Source organism: Flavobacterium silvisoli, from assembly GCF_004329815.1.
Classification (GTDB): domain Bacteria; phylum Bacteroidota; class Bacteroidia; order Flavobacteriales; family Flavobacteriaceae; genus Flavobacterium; species Flavobacterium silvisoli.
Map to the genome: position 1 here is coordinate 74,976 of NZ_SJPE01000012.1, position 18,200 is coordinate 93,175.

Here is an 18,200-nt window from a genome sequence, read left to right on the forward strand (position 1 = left end):
GACTTTTGTATTTTATAGCACAAACTAAAAGCCCGAAATAATTACTTATTTCGGGCTTTTACATTTACTAAATTATGAGATATTATAATACTTCTTTTAAAAAGGCTAACATGGCCTGCCACGAACGTTTATCAGCCAGTTCATTGTAAGCTGCTCCTTTTGAATTATCAGTTCCGGCACTTTTATCGGTAAAGGAATGTACGGCTTTGGCGTAATACACCATTTGCCAATCGGCTTCAGCTCTTCGCATTTCTTCCTGAAAAGCACTGATTTCTTCTTTTGATTCATAAGGATCATCAGCACCGTGAAGCACCAGTACTTTGGGAATAATTTTAACAATGTCCCGATTTACATCCCTCCCTAAACCACCGTGAAAAGAAACTACCCCATTCACTTTCATGTTGGTTCTTGCCGCTTCAATAGCACCAGTTCCTCCGAAGCAGTATCCCAGAACTACAATTTTGTCCGGATTGACTCCTTGTTTAACCAATTGATCTAAGGCTAACTTAATTCGGGTTTGGTACTCTCTGATATTTTTTTTGAAATATCCGGCTTTTTCTCCGGCTTCACTGTAATTTTTCGGGCGTTTATCCGCTCCGTAAATATCGGCAACAAAAGTTGTGTATCCCATAGCAGCTAATCGGTTGGCAGTGTCTTTGGCATGATCATCAATCCCCATCCAGGCTGGAAGAATAAGCACACCGGCTTTGTTGGCAAGGGCTTTGGAAGGTTTTACACTGATACCGCTTAATACCTGATTACCATCATTGTATTCTATTACTTTGGATTGGGAAAAACCAAGCAAACAACTTTGAAACATAAGAACGAGCATTGCTACTTTTACTTTCATATGATATATTTTTTAAAGACATAAATTTAAGAACTATTCCCTGAAACAATTGTTAATTTAAAACAAAAAAGCGACTCGAAAGTCGCTTATAAGTTTGTGTTCTGCAGAATGAATTATATTCCGATTTCAACCTGAAAGCGCCAGTACCAGTTTTTCTTTGAAGTACCGTTGAAATAATCTAATTCATCAAAAGTTAATTCAGTTTGCATTTTGAAAGTATGTTCCCAAATGTATTTGGTAACTCCAAAACTATATTCTTTAGTATTAGGCGCCAATGCTCTGATGTCTTTTCCTGTTTTTTGAATAGAATACCTGCCGATAAGTTCATAATTAGAACGCAAGTTATAACTCAACTGGTAATCAAAACCATTCCCTACAAAAACATAATTGCTTTGAGTAGCATCTAAAGGATTAACAGCAATAGCATTCTCGGTAGTAGTTCTCGACATGTAACTCATCATTGCCGCCCAACCGTTGTACTTAAACATAGCATCCAACAGGACAGATTTCATCGTTTTAGGGACAAACAAGTCATCGCCCAACTGACCACCTGTTCTTCGGGCGCGATTGTTTTGCTGAAAGGCTCCTGACAGCATCAGTTTAGGCTTCTTTTCCCGCTGTATATCGCCTTCAAAATAAGTACCGTCTTTGGTAAAAGCACCAAAAGGCAATAGTTCTACTTTTCCGGTTACGGCTACGCCATCATCTGACTTTCCGGTTACGTTGCGTCCTTCTCCGGTAGATAGGGCTGCTTTAAAATTATAGGAGAATTGATCTTTGTATTCATTCATTTGGTGCACCTGAAAACCAAAATCCCTGTCAATTGTAAATTTGGCATTATTAATCGTTCTGTCGGTCAGCTGCAATCCGCCCGAAGAATTCACACGCTGACGGTTTCCGGGTAATTTGGTTTGGCCGAAACTGATGTTCCAATGCTTATTGGGACGGTAAAACAGCACCGCATCCCGAATGATATTGATGTTCTCACCTTCTTTCACTTCACCTACATCGCCCGGGGCAAAAGACAGTTGGATTGCATATAAAAATTTAGGATTTCCCACATATCCGTCGAAACGCAGACGTAAACGTCTGATTTGTCCATCATAGGCTCCGGTTTCGTCTTCACTTTTGATGTAAGTAACCCTGTTTTGCATGCGAAAACGGATGTTCAATTGAAACAAACTATCCGGCGATGTCATACCAATTCCTTTTCCGTAACTATAGTAAGGCAGAGCTGATAGCTTAACATCGTTATCGTGTTTGGTTTGCTCAATGGATATTTGAGGGTAAATAGTTACTGCGGAAAGCAGTAACAGTAATAGCAGTGTTTTTTTCATTGTTGTAGTGGTTGTGTTGTTGTGATTTAACGGTTTAGTAATGATTAATAAATGATTTGTTAACAAATAACGTTAGCTTATAAAAAAAGCCAACAATAACTGTTGGCTTTTCGGGTATAGTAATTTTATAAAAACAGTTTAAGGAAATAGTAAGTCAATGCCGCTAATACCGCTGATACAGGAATAGTTAATATCCAAGCCCATAAAAGTTTAACGGTAACACCCCAACGAACAGCGGAAACTCTTTTGGTCACTCCTACTCCGATAATTGAACCGGTGATAGTATGAGTGGTAGATACCGGAATTTTAAAATGCTCTGTAGTAAATAAGGTCAAAGCACCTGCCGATTCGGCTACTACTCCTTCGAAAGCAGTTACTTTAGTAATCTTGGATCCCATAGTTTTTACGATTTTCCAACCACCACTCAAAGTTCCCAAACCAATAACGGTGTAACAAGTGAGCGGAATCCAGCCTGGCATTGTACCTTTTTCTATGTCAATGTGTAAATCCAAAAGACCTCCTATAGATAATTCAGCATTTGGATGAGACTTAACATACACCGTTACAGCGGCGGCAATAATACCCATTACTTTTTGTGAATCGTTTCCACCATGTCCCAAACTAAAAGCAGCTGAAGATAATAATTGCATTCGTTTCAAGACTCTCTCAGCTTTTGCCGTAGAAAAAGAACTAAACACTAAATTAAAAATAGCCAGGGAGTAAAAGATAACAGCTACCAATAACCATTTAATATTAGCCGGTTCACTGATAAAATACCAAAATTTGTTATGAAATACAGCTTTTTCGGGTGAAGCATCAAACTTCAGAACCATCAAAAAGAACCAACCGACCAAAATCATTAAAACCACGGTCAACATTTTAGGCCATTTATTCTTCTTGGAGGAATAAATCAGCCAAAGGGAAATAAAATAAGAAATTAACATTCCCAATAAAGGAGCAAAAGCAATAAACAGGATTACAATCAAAACTCCTGAGGGTAATAGTTCACCTTCTTTGGCTGCCTTGAACCAGTTCACGATTTTGAAACCGGCATGCTCCGGATCCGTAACCGATGAAAGTCCGTGCGCAATAGCTGCTCCGGCAAACCCTCCAATAAGTGTATGTGAAGATGAAGATGGAATTCCTTTCCACCAAGTGAATAAGTTCCAAATAATAGCCGCTATTATTCCCGCCAAAATTACCACCAAGTCAATACTGGCTGTATGAGCAGTTTTAGCTACCGTATCGGCTACCCCAAAACCAAAAACCCAATAAGCCATAAAATTGAAGAAAGCCGCCCAAAGAACCGCCTGAAAAGGAGTCAGTACTTTCGTAGCAACAATAGTAGCAATCGAATTGGCCGCATCATGAAAACCGTTGATATAGTCAAATATCAGGGCCAACACTATAATTACAATTAGTAAGGTCATAATTTCCTAATTGATTTATGAGTGTTTAACAGAAATTTGCTCCATTACATTGGCCACACTTTTACATTTGTCAGAAGCCATTTCCAAAGCAGAAAGTACTTCTTTGTATTTGATGATGTTCTTGGCATCCATCTCATTTTCAAAAATATCAGCCACCGCTTTGTCAAAAACTGAATCCGCTTTACTCTCCAATTTGTTGATTTTTTTGCAAGTATCTTTTATCGCTTTCGGATTTTTTAAATCTTTCAATTCTTTAATTCCAATACCAATCAACTGACAGGCTTCTAAGTTGATTTCAGTCAGTTTACGAATCGATTTGGTGATTTTTTCAATCTGATACAAGCGCATTCTACTGGCAGCACCATGCATGTTATCGGCCACATTATCAATCGCTTTAATCAACGAGTGAATGTCCTCTCTGTCAAACGGCGTAATAAAGTTACGGCTCAACTCTAAGTGTGTTTTGTGTGTGATTTCCTCAATGGTAGCTTCCAATTCTTCCACTTTTCGGTAATATTCTTCACGCTCCGATTTTGGAGCATTAACCGCCTCGTGCAATGTTTCGGCTAAAAGAATTAAATTTGATGACGCTTGTTCAAATAAAGGAAAGAACTTTTTATCCTTCGGAACTAAAAATTGAAAAATACTGTTTAAAGACATTTTGTTTATTTTTTGATGCTGCAAAGGTATTTAACTTATGTTAACTCAATATTAACTTATGCAACACATTAACTGTTTGTGTTTACAATTTCTTAACATTCCTTTGGCCATTTCAGAAGCGCAACACATCACAATTCAGGGCTCATCCTCCCGCTTTCCGCGCTACACGGTAGCCTGCTGCAATCGGGGCTAAAATGACGTGCAGCAGTTTTCAGGAAAATCATACACCTCCGCTCTTCCTTTGCCCATGCTGCATTAATTTCAAATTCTGAAAACGTTTTTGTACTTTAGCGCACAATCCAAAACATTTGACATTAAGAGGAGGACTGCCGGTGGCAGTCAGGTAAACAAACTCTAGTTTGTTTTTAAATAACAAAATAACACAACTGATTATATCCCATGGACATCAACTTCAATAAAAACGAAGACCACAACAAACTACTGGTAAGCGACTTAAAGCAACATTTTGCCAAAGTAAAACTGGGCGGAGGCCAAAAAAGAATCGAAAAATTACACGCCGAAGGAAAAATGACCGCCCGCGAGCGCATCGATTACCTACTCGACCCCAAAGCCAAAAGTATAGAAATCGGAGCCTTTGCCGGAGATGGTATGTATGCCGAACACGGTGGTTGTCCTTCGGGAGGCGTTGTTGTCAAGATAGGCTACATCAAAGGGAAACAATGCATCGTAGTGGCCAATGATGCTACGGTAAAAGCCGGAGCTTGGTTTCCTATTACCGGTAAAAAAAACCTGCGCGCCCAGGAAATAGCCATAGAAAACCGTTTACCAATCATATATCTGGTCGATTCAGCCGGAGTTTATCTGCCAATGCAGGATGAGATTTTTCCCGATAAAGAACATTTTGGTCGAATTTTCAGAAACAATGCCGTGATGAGCAGTATGGGCATTACCCAAATCGCTGCTGTCATGGGCAGTTGCGTGGCCGGTGGGGCTTATTTGCCTATCATGAGTGACGAAGCCATGATTGTAGACAAAACCGGAAGCATCTTCCTCGCCGGAAGTTATTTGGTAAAAGCAGCCATTGGCGAAAATATTGACAACGAAACCTTGGGAGGAGCCACTACCCATTGTGAAATCTCGGGAGTAACCGATTATAAAGCCAAAGATGACCAAGACGCTTTAGACCGAATCAAAAGTATCGTCGGAAAAATAGGCGATTATGAAAAAGCCGGATTCAACCGCGAAACATCTCAAAAACCGGCTTTGGATGAAAAAGATATTTACGGAATCCTTCCCAAATCAAGAAGCGACCAATACGATATGATGGAAATCATCAAGCGTTTGGTAGACAATTCAGAAATGGACATGTACAAACCCGACTACGGAAAATCTATCATTACCTGCTACGCCCGCATTGACGGTTGGGCCGTTGGTATAGTAGCCAACCAACGTACGGTTTCCAAAACCAAGAAAGGCGAAATACAGTTCGGAGGAGTCATTTATTCGGATTCTGCTGACAAAGCCACACGCTTTATTGCCAACTGCAATCAAAAGAAAATCCCTTTGGTCTTTTTACAAGACGTAACCGGATTCATGGTCGGTTCAAAATCAGAACACGGAGGAATCATTAAAGACGGTGCGAAAATGGTTAATGCCGTTTCCAATTCGGTTGTCCCCAAATTCACTGTTGTCATAGGTAACAGCTATGGTGCCGGAAACTACGCCATGTGTGGTAAAGCTTATGACCCAAGATTAATATTTGCCTGGCCGAGTGCTGAATTGGCCGTAATGGGTGGAACTCAAGCGGCAAAAGTATTGGCGCAAATTGAGGCTTCATCCTTAAAAGCAAAAGGGGAAATCATAGATGAGAAGAAAGAACAGGAACTGTTTGACAAAATAAAAGCCAAATACGACGCTCAGGTTTCTCCGTATTACGCCGCTGCCCGCTTATGGACTGATGCTATCATAGACCCACTCGAAACCCGAACTTGGCTCTCCATGGGAATTGAAGCTGCTAACCACGCTCCTATTGAGAAAAAATTTAATTTGGGAGTGATACAGGTTTAAATTAAAATGCAAAAAACCTTATTTCAAACATTTAAAAAAAGCATTGCCGGAATTCCGCTTCCCGAAAAATTTACTTTTCCGTTTTATTACGAACCACACCCATTGTGTATCATTGCGGCTGAAGAACTTCAAAATTACCTGAAATCTCAGACCGATTTTGAACATAATTTCGGTATAGATGACACGCAACAAGGTTTGATTATCGGTAAAATGTTTGGCGTTTTGGTCGTACAAAACCAACAAGAAGACTTAGGCTATCTGTGGGCTTTTTCCGGAAAGTTAGCCGAAAGCAATCAACTCCCCTTTTTTGTACCTACGGTTTATGATATGCTCAAGCATGACGGCTTCTTTAAAAAAGAAGAAATCAGCATCAATCAACTCAATGCTGAAATCGAAAATTTAGAACAATCTCCTGATTATTTAAATTCAATAAATAATTTACAAAAAACAAAACAACAATCTGAAAAAGAGATTTTTGAACAAAAAATAAAGATAAAAGAAGGCAAAAAAGCAAGAGCAGAATTAAGAAAAAATCCAACGACAGAAATTGATCAAGATGCACTCAACAAAGCCAGTCAGGAAGAAGGAATTTTGCTCAAAAAAATGACCCAATATTGGCACTATAAAATTGAGGAAGCGACGCAGGCAATAGTACCATTTACAACCCGAATCAACCAACTCAAAGAAGAGCGCAGACAAAAATCTGCTGCCTTGCAACAACAGTTATTCAAAGAATACGCTTTTCTGAATAAGCATCAGGAATTGAAAAGTTTAAGTGAAATATTCAACGGAAATCCACCGGCCGGTGCGGGAGAATGTGCCGCTCCTAAGCTGCTGCATTATGCCTTTCAACACGATTTAAAACCTATTGCTATGGCTGAGTTTTGGTGGGGACAATCGCCTAAATCGGAAGTTAGAAAGCACGGACAGTTCTACCCCGCCTGTACCGGAAAATGTGAACCTATACTCAATCACATGCTCCAAGATATAGTTTTAGAAGACAATCCTTTTAAAACCAACTCAGCCGAAGGAAAAAAAATTGAAATTGTTTTTGAAGACGATTATCTTGCATTGGTCAATAAACCTACTGAATTCCTATCGGTTCCGGGGAAACAAGTGACCGATTCAGTATACACTCGAATGAAATTGAAATATCCGAATGCAACCGGACCTTTGGTGGTGCATCGTTTAGACATGTCTACCTCTGGATTATTGCTCATTGCCAAAACCTCTGAAATTTACAAAAAGCTGCAATCCCAATTCATCAAAAGACAAATTCAAAAGCGCTATGTAGCTTTGTTGGATGGGATTCTCACCAATGATGAAGGCATCATTGATTTACCTTTACGGGTAGACTTAGACAACCGTCCAAACCAAATTGTTTGTTTTGAATACGGCAAACCGGCACAAACCCGATGGGAAGTCATTGAACGAAGAGCAAACCAAACCTTAGTTTACTTTTACCCAATTACCGGCAGAACACACCAACTTCGGGTACACGCCGCACATAAATTCGGTTTAAACACTCCGATAGTTGGAGATGATTTGTACGGAACCAAAGCTCATCGATTGCATTTGCACGCAGAGCGTTTGACTTTTGAACATCCTGTAAGCAAGGAAAAAATAACTATTGTAAAAGATGCTGAGTTTTAAACAAAGTGAGTCCTTTGTATGGTAACTCACTTTGTTTATAGTGTAAAATAATAACCCCTTTTAAATTCTTTCCACTTTACTGATTATAAAGACTTTTTCGCCTTCACCGAAATCCCATTTTATTTGATCTCCGGTTTTATTTCCTACCAAAGCCAACCCAATTTCACCTACAATAGATTCGGTGTTGTTTCTTCTTTTAGCTTTTGCCGGTGCAACAAAAGTATAAGTGTACAACTCGTTTGATTCTAGGTCTTTGATAGTCACTCTGCTATCTATAGTAACCACATCAAGCGGTAATTCTTTGCGTCTTACTTGTTTTGCGCGTTTTAATTGAACGACCAATTGATTTTCTACAAATTGAGTTACTTTTTTACGTCTTAGTAAATCTTTGATTAAATCATAAATTCCTGTTGTTAATACAATATCTTGATTCATTTTATTTATTTTTAGCGAATGTCAGGTTCAGCGCTCCATAAATGCCCAACCGAACCCATTAGTGAATTCGGCACAAAAGCACCAAAAAGACAAACAATTGTTGATATTTTACGTGTAATTAAAACGAAACTCCCCTGCCATGGGCCTGACAGGGACTACTTGATGAAGTCTTTAGAGCTTTTTAAAAAAGAATCATCAAGCAGATAATTCAAAGTAATTGAACTTTGAACGCAAAGAATGTTTAAAACGATTGTATGATTCATCTCTGAGGAAATAATTTCAAACTTAAAACTATTTCAAATGATAAAGAAGGCATTTAACAATTCGTTATTCTTTACTGACAATAAAAATAGTGCTACCATCAAAAAAACAGTTATGATAATATTGAAATCATGTGCCTATTTTTAAAATCGAAGACCTATATTTAAGTTTTGAAAACCATGCTTATGAAAAATTGTTTTTTAGTACTTCTCATGTTGTTGGGAATTCAGCAAATAGAGGCTCAATTCACACGAAAAGATTCGTTACAAGGAGGATTACGTCCGGAACGAACGTGCTATGATGTATTGCGTTACGACCTGAACATCAAGATCAATCCGGATGATAAATCGATTTCAGGTTATAATGACATCACGTTTCAGGTACTGAAATCTACTTCTAAAATACAGCTTGATTTATTTAAAAACATGCAGGTTGATTCGATTGTTCTCAATTCGAAAAAAATAAGCTACCAAAGAGAATTTAATGCCGTATTTCTCGATTTTACTGCTCCTTTAACGGCAAACACACAGGAAAGTATACGGTTTTACTATTCAGGCAAACCGATAATTGCAAAACGTGCTCCTTGGGACGGAGGTTTTGTCTTTACTTCCGATGCACAGAAAAAGCCTTGGATAGGTGTAGCCTGTCAGGGAACCGGAGCCAGTTTGTGGTATCCTTGTAAAGATTCTCAAAGTGATGAACCCAACTTAGGTGCAACCATAAAAATTGCCGCACCAAACGGCTTAACCGCAGTGTCCAACGGAAGATTAACCGGGTCTGAAGATTTAAAAAACGGATACACACGTTGGGATTGGGAAGTTAAAAACCCAATTAATAATTATGACATCAATGTAACTATTGCCGATTTTGTTCATTTTCACGACAACTACAAAGGACTTGATTTAGACTATTACGTGTTACGCGACAATGAAGAAAGAGCCCGCAAGCAATTTGAAGGAGTTAAACCGATGCTCGATTGTTTTCAGAGCAAGTTTGGTGAGTATCCTTTTGCCAATGATGGATATAAATTAGTTGAAACTCCTTATTTAGGTATGGAACACCAAAGTGCTATAGCTTATGGAAATATGTACTTAAAAGGTTATCTCGGACACGACAGATCCCAAACTGGAATAGGCATGAATTTTGACTACATTATTGTTCACGAAAGCGGTCACGAATGGTTTGGCAACAGCATAACGGCAAAAGATATAGCCGACATGTGGATACACGAAAGTTTTACCACTTACAGCGAAGCCGTTTATGTTGAATGTCTATATGGGTATGAAGCATGTCAAATTTATGTAAATGGACTGAAAGCCACAGTAAACAACGACGGTCCTATTATTGGGAAATATGGCGTAAACCATGAAGGTTCGGGCGATATGTATTCAAAAGGAGCTCTGATGCTGAATACCATTCGTCATTTAGTGAATGATGATGATAAATGGTGGAAAATACTCTTAAAGTTTTCCGAAACCTACCGTCACCAAATTATTGACGGCGAGACAGTCATTCAATTCTTCAATACCGAAACCGGAATGAATCTGACCAATGTTTTTAATCAATACCTTCGTTACGGAACCATTCCCAGATTGCAGTACCGCCTTAACAAAAACAGATTAGAATATCAGTGGATTGCCATGGTAACTGATTTCGATATGCCGGTTGACATTAAAATTGACGGTAAAAAAATCAGAATACAACCAACCACCAATTGGCAAACTTCAAAATACAGGGTAAAGAAACTCTCCGAAGTAGAAGTTATGACTAATGATTTTTTTATTAATGTAAATTAAAAGGTTCTTAATTTTTCATCAAAAACAAACCATATATAATTAATTTATAGTAACTTAGAGTAAATTTTAAACTTTGTTATTATGGATACTTCAGTAAAAGGTTTGAACAAATGGGCAAATGCTCACACAAATTATTGGTTGGATGCACTCCGAATTGCCTTGGGCGTTTTCTTTATTTACAAAGGTGCTCACTTCATTACTAACAATCAGGATTTTGAAGATTTAATTGCGCCCGTGAGTAATTTTATGGGGGGCATGCTCGCCTTTCATTACATCGCCGCGGCTCATATTGTTGGTGGTATCATGATTATTTTCGGATTGCTTACCCGATGGGCCATCATAGCACAATTACCGGTTTTAGTTGGTGCCGTACTCATCAATTTCTTCGGAAACATGAATGTGGGTAACTTGGTTTTGGCTTTGATTGTTCTGGGTATCAGTCTGTTTTATGCCTTTTACGGAGGCGGTAAACATTCGGCTGATTATTATTTTAAAATGGAAAAATAACACATCACTTTAACAAACACAACAAAAAAGCGCTGAGAGTTAATTCTTTCAGCGCCTTTTAATTATAGCAGACTTTCTTTTCTCATAATCTTACCCGTGGCAGTGTCTTTAAATTTGGGAATAAAAACAACTTCTTTGGGCTTTTCATACTTATCCAATTCGTTGTAAAGTGACTCATCAAAATCCTGCTTGGTTCCTTCTACTACTAAAATCACCTTTTCTCCCAATTCGTGATCCGGCTTTGAAGTGATGAAAAATCGCTGATGGATTTTGTTTGACAATTTCTTTTCTATTTGTTCCGGAATAAGCTTGATGCCACCGCTGTTGATTACGTTGTCTATCCTTCCTAAAAACACAAACTGATTTTCGCTTACTAATTCAACGATGTCATTGGTCACGATCACATCATCTGAAATTCGGGGCGCGTGAATGACCAAACAATTTCGCTTGTCATAAGAAATCGTAACATTCGGCAAAACGGTGAAGGCTTTCTCCCCAAGTTTTCGAGCGGCAATATGCGTAATGGTTTCAGTCATACCATAAGTTTCATATACGTCAGTTTTTAATTTCAGCAACTGTTTTTCCAAGGTTTTATTGATGGCAGCACCTCCAATAATGAGCTTTTTTACTCTTGACAGTTCTTCTATCGAGTTTTGAGCCTGTAGTGGAACCATAGCCACAAAATCATATTCGTTTTCATTATGACGTAACGGATGAGAACTGGGAGCCGTGAATTCAACATCCAAACCTAAAATCATGGCGCGAACCAACATCATCTTTCCGGCTACGTATTTAACGGGTAAACAATGCAGGGCTTTGTTTCCGGGTTGTAATCCAAAAAAATCTCCTGTAGCTATAGCCGAATGTACCATAGCCTGCTTACTAACATTGATGATCTTTGGCTTACCGGTAGTTCCCGAAGTTTGCATTTTTATATAATCGCTGCTGTCAAACCAATCCAGTAGAAAATCGCCTACAGGTTTTTCATACTCTTCTCCTTCTTTGATAAAACTGTACGCCACGCGGCATAAATCCTCTCTATTGAGATGAAATCCGTTCCATTTGAACTGATTGTGCACATTTTCATAAGTTGGACTATTCATTGCTTTCGGTATTTTGAATTGGCTTTGTAATGGTAATATTGCCCGTCAACTTTTCTCTCCAATCAGACCAATGGTACTTTTTACTGAAAATAAATAACAACACAGGGAAGACAATGAGAACCGGTGTCAATATTTCAAAACCAACGGATGGCGTGGAATTGTCTTTAAAAATTGAATTCGTCTGAAAAGCTGTCCAATCAGAAGTAATCAACAAAGCGCCTACTAAATTATTGGCCGCATGAAAACCCAGTGCAAGTTCCATTCCTTCGTCCATGAGTGTAATAATACCCAGAAAAAAGCCGGTTCCGATGTAATAAATTAAAATAATATACCCCATTTTGCTCACCTCAGGATTGAATACATGCATGCCTCCAAAAATTACGGAAGTCATCACCAACGGAAACCATCTGTTTTTTGCTAATAGCGCAAATCCCTGCATCAGATAGCCCCTGAAAACATATTCTTCGGTACTGGTCTGAATAGGAATCATAAGTATGGCAATTACAGCCAAAATCAGAAAAGGAACAGGCTTAAAATTATATACATAATCCTCCGGACTGCTGTAATACATCAATAAAGTTGACCCAACTGTAAAGACTGTCCATACCGAAAAAGAAAAAAATATTCTCCCCCAATCAACTCTTTTCCGGGTTGTGGTAACCGACAAAAAAGATTGTTTATGAAAATACCGAACAACCAAAATGATGGCTCCAAAGGCAAAAACAAAAGAGAGCAATATTAAAAACAAAGTCATATTGGATGGCAAAAACGACATTAGTTCACTATCGGTCGTTGGATAGGGTTTACCGGATGAAAATGATTTTAAGGTAACCGCTATCAACAACGGAATCTGACCAATGGTAGAGGCCAAAATAATCAGTAAAGAACCAACAATGTATTTCCAAAATTTATTCTGAGGGAGGAACCCGTTTTCTATGAACATACGTGTGAATTTTATCCTGCCTAAATTAACTTTTTTCTACTAATATCAATTACTTTGCAGAAAAAAAAAGATGATACAAGTCCTTCACAACCCAAGATGCGGAAAATCAAGAAACTGCCTGGCTTTTCTTGACAATTCTCAAAAAGAATATGAAATCATCAACTACCTGACCCAGCCGTTAATCGCAGTTGAAATAGAAACCTTGCTTAAAAAACTAAATCTCAATCCCATAGACATTGTTCGGCAAAAAGAAGCCATTTGGATAGAGCATTACAAAGGTAAATCTCTTTCTGACCAAGAAATCATAACCGCCATTGTTCAACACCCGATACTGTTGGAAAGACCTATAGTTATTGACGGAGATAGAGCTATTATTGGTCGTGAACTTGATAAACTAAGCGATTTCATTTAACTTAAACAAAGGTTATTTAACAAAGATTTGTGAAATAGAGCTTAAACCAAAATGTATTTTTGCGGTTCTAAGCAAGAAAAATTTCAAATGAGAAAATTCCAAATTATTGTCACGCTATTGCTACTGTGCAGCACATTCCTAACCTTTTCACAGCAAAAACAAGAGCGAGCCAAAATCATCATTACCGGTAAAGTAATTGAAAAAACCAGTAAACTTCCACTCGAGTACGCAACGGTCACCTTAAAAAACAGTAAAAATCCCAAAATGATTTTTGGTGGTATTACCGATAACAATGGTGATTATTCCGTTGAAATCATTCCCGGTGTTTATGATGTTACACTGGAATTTATCTCCTTCAAACCCACAACACTTACCCAAAAAAAATTAACCGAAACTTCCAGTTTGGGGACTATCGGCTTGGAAGAAGATGCCACCCAACTTAACGAGGTAGTGGTACGTGCCGAAAAAACTACGGTAGAAATCAAACTGGATAAGAAAGTATACAACGTTGGACAAGACATGATCGTAAAAGGTGGAACCGCCAGTGACGTGCTCGACAATGTTCCTTCTGTAACCGTTGATGCCGATGGAAACGTGGCGCTTCGTGGAAATGATAATGTCAAAATTCTCATCGACGGCAGACCCTCAAATGCTATTAACATTGCTGATGCTCTCAGAACTATTTCAGCCGATGCCCTAGATAAAGTTGAAGTAATCACCAATCCGTCTGCGCGTTATGATGCTGAAGGCGGCGGGGGTATTATCAATATTGTTCTGAAAAAAGGAAAAAATCAAGGTGTTAACGGAACAGTCATTGCCACAGTTGGCGATCCAAGAAATTACGGTTTGGTAACCAATCTGAATTTTAAAAACGAAAATTTCAATCTCTTTTCTACTATTGGATATAACGACAGCAAATCATACGGAAATTCACTTACTGATTCTGACTACCTAAATCCCGACGGAAGCATTCAAAAAACCATCAACGAAAGAACCAAACGAGAAAGAAGCCGAAAAGGACTGAATTATACTATTGGCTTAGATTGGTACTTGGATAAATCCTTAACCTGGACCAACTCGTTCAATTATCGAAAAAATGACGGAGCCAGTCCGGAAAATGTTTTTTTATACAATTACGAAACCAACAACGATTACATCAGAAACCGATACAACGACCAGTTTACGTATAGTAATAATTTAGAATACGCTTTCAATTTTACCAAAAAATTCAAAAAAGACGGACACAAACTAACCGTTGATGGCTCCTTTTCAAACAATTTAGACGACGATGACTCTACCATTACCGATTACGTACTTGGAGATATCAATTCGACCAAACAGGAGTCAACCCTGAATTATCAGACGCAAAAGAGAAACCTGTTCCAATCGGATTATGTATTGCCAATTGGTAAAAACAGTCAGTTTGAAGCCGGTTATAAAGGAGATTTCAATGAGTTACTGACCGATTTCAGAGTGGGAAATATAGACACAAACGGCAATTACATTCCGAATATTAACTACACCAACAAACTCGATTACAAAGAAAAAATCAATGCGTTGTATACCCAGTTTGGTTCTAAAATCAATAAGTTTTCTTATTTGCTGGGTATGCGTTATGAAGATTCTAATATCGACATCAACTTGTTGACTACAAATGATTTCAATAACAAAAGATACCACAACTTTTTCCCAAGTGCCTTCCTGACTTATCAATTGAGTGAAGAGAGCACCATTTCGTTAAATTACAGCAAACGTATTTCAAGACCACGTTCCCGTTTCATCAATCCGTTTTCGAATTATTCGAGTAACGTAAACATCTTTCAGGGAAATCCTGATTTGAATCCATCGCTAACCGATGCTTTTGATATTGGCTATATGAACAAATGGGGAAAAGTAACCTTTACCACTTCCATGTACTTTAACTCCACCAAAGATGTATTCCAGTTCATCAGAAGACCTAACGGTAATTATGTGGTAACAACAGTCGTAGATGGTGCCGATATTCTGAATGAAAACGGTCAGGTAATTCAAATCGTGGGTGGTGCTGATATTACTACGCCCGTAATTTTGTCTACTCCAATCAATTTGTCCCGGGAAGAGCGTTTCGGTTTTGAATTCAACATCAATTACACCCCATACAAATGGTGGAAACTCAACGGAAATTTCAACTTTTTCCAAAGCAAAACCATAGGAAACTACTCTTACACCTTAGAAAACAACGGAGCTACTGTTTACCAAAACTTCGACAATACCGCCGCCAGTTGGTTTACCCGCGTTTCGTCTAAAATCTCTTTACCTTATAAAATCGATTGGCAAACCAATGCTACTTACAATGCCCCGCAAACCAATGCACAAGGAAGAAGCTTAGGTGTTTTGAGTGCAAACTTAGCGTTCAGCAAAGACATTCTGAAAGACAAAGCCACTATTGCCCTTAACATCAACGACGTTTTCAATTCCCGAAAAAGAATCACCGAAACCAACTTGGCCACTTTAAATGCTTACAGCGAACAGCAATGGCGCCAACGTCAAATCAATCTTTCGTTTACCTACCGTTTCAACAAAATGAAAAACGACAAGGAAAAAGACAAAAAACCAAGAAACAACCAACAAGATGACGGCGGGGATTTCCCAGGATAAGCAAACAAAAAAAGTCCCGATAAATCGGGACTTTTTTATAAACACTCAGTATGTACTAAGCTGTTTGTTCGGCTTCTCTTTTAGCTTTTCTTTCTTGCAATAATTCTTTCACACCACCAAAAATCCAATAAGGAACGATGAACGTGATCAAGAACATCATCAACCAAAAACCAATGGTTAAAATGGTCAAGAATGCTAAGAAACCTAAATACTGTTGAAATTCAAACATGTTTTCCGGAATTTTTTTGAATTATAAGCAAATGTAAGCCTAATAATTGTGCTGACCAAAAACAAAATCATTTTTTATTAAATAGTTTATCCACATTTTTTGCCGTAATTTTAAGGATTCTTTTCAGAAGCTTTTTCCGGCTGTCCACTATATCTTTTGCCTCGTAAAACGAGCCAAAAGGATGCCGTTACCATCCGGGCTAGGCTTCACGTTACTAACAACTTATAGTCTTCATTATGGAATATAGAATTGAAAAAGATACCATGGGAGAAGTAAAAGTTCCCGCCGATAAATACTGGGGAGCTCAAACCGAACGTTCCCGAAACAATTTTAAAATAGGAGCCGCAGCCTCCATGCCCAAAGAAATCATTTACGGATTTGCCTATCTGAAAAAAGCAGCCGCCTATACCAATTGCGATTTAGGAGCACTCTCCACAACAAAACGAGACGCCATTGCTCAAGTCTGTGACGAAATCCTCGCCGGAAAATTAGATGATCAATTTCCATTGGTAATATGGCAGACCGGCTCCGGAACCCAAAGCAATATGAATGTTAACGAAGTTATCGCCAACAGAGCGCAAGTCTTAGCCGGTTTTAAAATTGGCGAAGGCGAACCCGTTTTAAAAGCTAATGACGATGTCAACAAATCACAATCCTCCAACGATACCTTTCCCACGGCCATGCACATTGCCTGTTACAAAATGGTCTCGGAAACTACTATCCCGCATCTTGAAAAACTACGCGACACTTTAGAAATAAAATCCAAAGCCTTTAAAAACGTTGTAAAAATAGGCCGAACCCATTTGATGGATGCCACACCATTAACCCTCGGACAGGAATTATCCGGTTATGTCGCGCAACTGAATCATGGTCTCAAAGCCCTTAAAAATACTTTACCGCATCTCGCCGAATTAGCTTTGGGAGGAACTGCGGTTGGTACAGGCTTGAATGCACCCAAAGGATACGATACCAAGGTCGCCGACTACATCAGTCAGTTTACCGGTTACACTTTTATAACTGCTCCCAACAAATTTGAAGCCCTGGCCGCTCACGATGCTATTGTCGAAAGTCATGGTGCGCTGAAACAGCTGGCTGTTGCTTTAACCAAAATTGCCAACGATATCAGAATGATGGCTTCAGGTCCGCGCTCCGGTATAGGAGAAATTTTCATTCCCGAAAACGAACCCGGTTCTTCTATTATGCCGGGAAAAGTTAATCCTACGCAATGTGAAGCATTGACTATGGTTTGTGCGCAGGTTATGGGGAACGATGTATCCATTACCATTGGTGGAATGCAGGGACATTACGAACTGAATGTGTTCAAACCTATGATAGCTGCTAATTTTTTACAATCAGCACGTTTACTTGGTGAAGCTTGTGAATCATTCAACGAACATTGTGCTACCGGAATTGAACCCAACCGCAAACGCATTAAAGAATTGGTAGATAATTCATTGATGTTGGTTACCGCTTTGAACACTAAAATAGGATACTATAAAGCCGCCGAAATTGCACAAACAGCCCACCGAAACGGAACTACTTTAAAAGAAGAGGCCGTACGACTAGGCTATGTAACGGCTGAAGATTTTGATAACTGGGTCAAACCCGAAGACATGGTATAACTAAAAAACCCGCTTTAGAGGCGGGTTTTTAGATCTGTCAAAATCAAACAAAACAATAATCAAACTATTATTTTCTCTTTGTACACTAGGTTATTAAGGTAATTTTTTAATAAACATATTGGTGTAATATTTTCTTCCGGTGGCTGGGTCGGTGGTTACGGAAATTCCGAAATGGGTAAAATTCCCTTCAATGTTGGCTTTATGGGTTGGACTGTTCATCCAGGCACTGAAAGCGCTTTCTGCAGTGCTGTAATTGTAAGCTACGTTTTCGCCTACTCGCTCTGCTCCTAATACTTG

The 18,200-nt window shown here is 38.7% G+C and carries 16 protein-coding genes; 7 read left to right on the forward strand and 9 right to left on the reverse strand.

Annotated elements, in window-relative coordinates:
• Nucleotides 1-82: 82 nt before the first annotated feature.
• The 4 genes from EZL74_RS10325 to EZL74_RS10340 all read right to left on the reverse strand — a co-directional run bounded on the left by EZL74_RS10325 (nucleotide 83) and on the right by EZL74_RS10340 (nucleotide 4,277).
• Entirely contained in the window at nucleotides 83-850 is a 768-nt protein-coding gene (locus tag EZL74_RS10325; RefSeq protein WP_131476532.1) for a dienelactone hydrolase family protein, read from the reverse strand.
• 113 nt (nucleotides 851-963) lie between these two features.
• Nucleotides 964-2,187: a porin gene (locus tag EZL74_RS10330; protein WP_131476533.1), complete on the reverse strand. Its 1,224-nt coding sequence runs from the start codon at nucleotides 2,185-2,187 to the stop codon at nucleotides 964-966.
• 125 nt (nucleotides 2,188-2,312) lie between these two features.
• Nucleotides 2,313-3,617 (reverse strand): inorganic phosphate transporter, encoded by a 1,305-nt coding sequence (locus tag EZL74_RS10335; protein ID WP_131476534.1) that lies wholly within the window; start codon nucleotides 3,615-3,617, stop codon nucleotides 2,313-2,315.
• A 15-nt stretch (nucleotides 3,618-3,632) separates the two neighbouring features.
• Nucleotides 3,633-4,277, reverse strand: a complete 645-nt coding sequence (locus EZL74_RS10340) for a DUF47 domain-containing protein (protein WP_131476535.1) — start codon at nucleotides 4,275-4,277, stop codon at nucleotides 3,633-3,635.
• Nucleotides 4,278-4,676: 399 nt separating this feature from the next.
• Here EZL74_RS10340 and EZL74_RS10345 point away from each other — a divergent pair, with 399 nt between their 5' ends.
• On the forward strand, nucleotides 4,677-6,305 hold the full coding sequence (locus tag EZL74_RS10345; RefSeq protein ID WP_131476536.1) for an acyl-CoA carboxylase subunit beta: 1,629 nt from the start codon (nucleotides 4,677-4,679) through the stop codon (nucleotides 6,303-6,305).
• A gap of 6 nt (nucleotides 6,306-6,311) precedes the next feature.
• Complete coding sequence (locus tag EZL74_RS10350; RefSeq protein ID WP_131476537.1) at nucleotides 6,312-7,958, forward strand: RluA family pseudouridine synthase; 1,647 nt, start codon at nucleotides 6,312-6,314, stop codon at nucleotides 7,956-7,958.
• A 60-nt stretch (nucleotides 7,959-8,018) separates the two neighbouring features.
• On the opposite strand, the gene EZL74_RS10355 is transcribed toward EZL74_RS10350, so the two are convergent.
• Nucleotides 8,019-8,393, reverse strand: coding sequence for a GreA/GreB family elongation factor (locus tag EZL74_RS10355; protein ID WP_131476538.1), 375 nt, complete (start codon nucleotides 8,391-8,393; stop codon nucleotides 8,019-8,021).
• A gap of 446 nt (nucleotides 8,394-8,839) precedes the next feature.
• Between EZL74_RS10355 and EZL74_RS10360 the strand changes: the two genes are divergently transcribed.
• Both EZL74_RS10360 and EZL74_RS10365 read left to right on the forward strand, forming a co-directional pair.
• Nucleotides 8,840-10,450, forward strand: a complete 1,611-nt coding sequence (locus EZL74_RS10360; protein ID WP_131476539.1) for a M1 family metallopeptidase — start codon at nucleotides 8,840-8,842, stop codon at nucleotides 10,448-10,450.
• Nucleotides 10,451-10,531: 81 nt separating this feature from the next.
• Nucleotides 10,532-10,957 (forward strand): DoxX family protein, encoded by a 426-nt coding sequence (locus EZL74_RS10365; RefSeq protein WP_131476540.1) that lies wholly within the window; start codon nucleotides 10,532-10,534, stop codon nucleotides 10,955-10,957.
• Between the two features lie 62 nt (nucleotides 10,958-11,019).
• On the opposite strand, the gene EZL74_RS10370 is transcribed toward EZL74_RS10365, so the two are convergent.
• Nucleotides 11,020-12,060 carry an AMP-binding protein gene (locus EZL74_RS10370; RefSeq protein WP_131476541.1) on the reverse strand — a complete coding sequence of 347 codons (1,041 nt, stop codon included), beginning with the start codon at nucleotides 12,058-12,060 and terminating at the stop codon, nucleotides 11,020-11,022.
• Nucleotides 12,053-13,003 carry a CPBP family intramembrane glutamic endopeptidase gene (locus tag EZL74_RS10375; RefSeq protein WP_131476542.1) on the reverse strand — a complete coding sequence of 317 codons (951 nt, stop codon included), beginning with the start codon at nucleotides 13,001-13,003 and terminating at the stop codon, nucleotides 12,053-12,055. The genes EZL74_RS10370 and EZL74_RS10375 overlap by 8 nt, the downstream gene beginning before the upstream one ends.
• 70 nt (nucleotides 13,004-13,073) lie before the next feature.
• Here EZL74_RS10375 and EZL74_RS10380 point away from each other — a divergent pair, with 70 nt between their 5' ends.
• Nucleotides 13,074-13,415: an ArsC/Spx/MgsR family protein gene (locus tag EZL74_RS10380; protein WP_131476543.1), complete on the forward strand. Its 342-nt coding sequence runs from the start codon at nucleotides 13,074-13,076 to the stop codon at nucleotides 13,413-13,415.
• 87 nt (nucleotides 13,416-13,502) lie between these two features.
• Nucleotides 13,503-16,052, forward strand: a complete 2,550-nt coding sequence (locus EZL74_RS10385; protein WP_131476544.1) for an outer membrane beta-barrel family protein — start codon at nucleotides 13,503-13,505, stop codon at nucleotides 16,050-16,052.
• A gap of 55 nt (nucleotides 16,053-16,107) precedes the next feature.
• Here the strand turns inward: EZL74_RS10385 and EZL74_RS13195 are convergent, their stop codons facing one another.
• Nucleotides 16,108-16,281, reverse strand: a complete 174-nt coding sequence (locus tag EZL74_RS13195; RefSeq protein ID WP_193553759.1) for a hypothetical protein — start codon at nucleotides 16,279-16,281, stop codon at nucleotides 16,108-16,110.
• A 236-nt stretch (nucleotides 16,282-16,517) separates the two neighbouring features.
• Here EZL74_RS13195 and fumC point away from each other — a divergent pair, with 236 nt between their 5' ends.
• Nucleotides 16,518-17,903, forward strand: coding sequence for a class II fumarate hydratase (fumC, locus tag EZL74_RS10390; RefSeq protein WP_131476545.1), 1,386 nt, complete (start codon nucleotides 16,518-16,520; stop codon nucleotides 17,901-17,903).
• Between the two features lie 93 nt (nucleotides 17,904-17,996).
• Here the strand turns inward: fumC and EZL74_RS10395 are convergent.
• The coding region (locus tag EZL74_RS10395; RefSeq protein WP_240034584.1) for a CAP domain-containing protein at nucleotides 17,997-18,200 on the reverse strand (204 nt) is incomplete at its 5' end.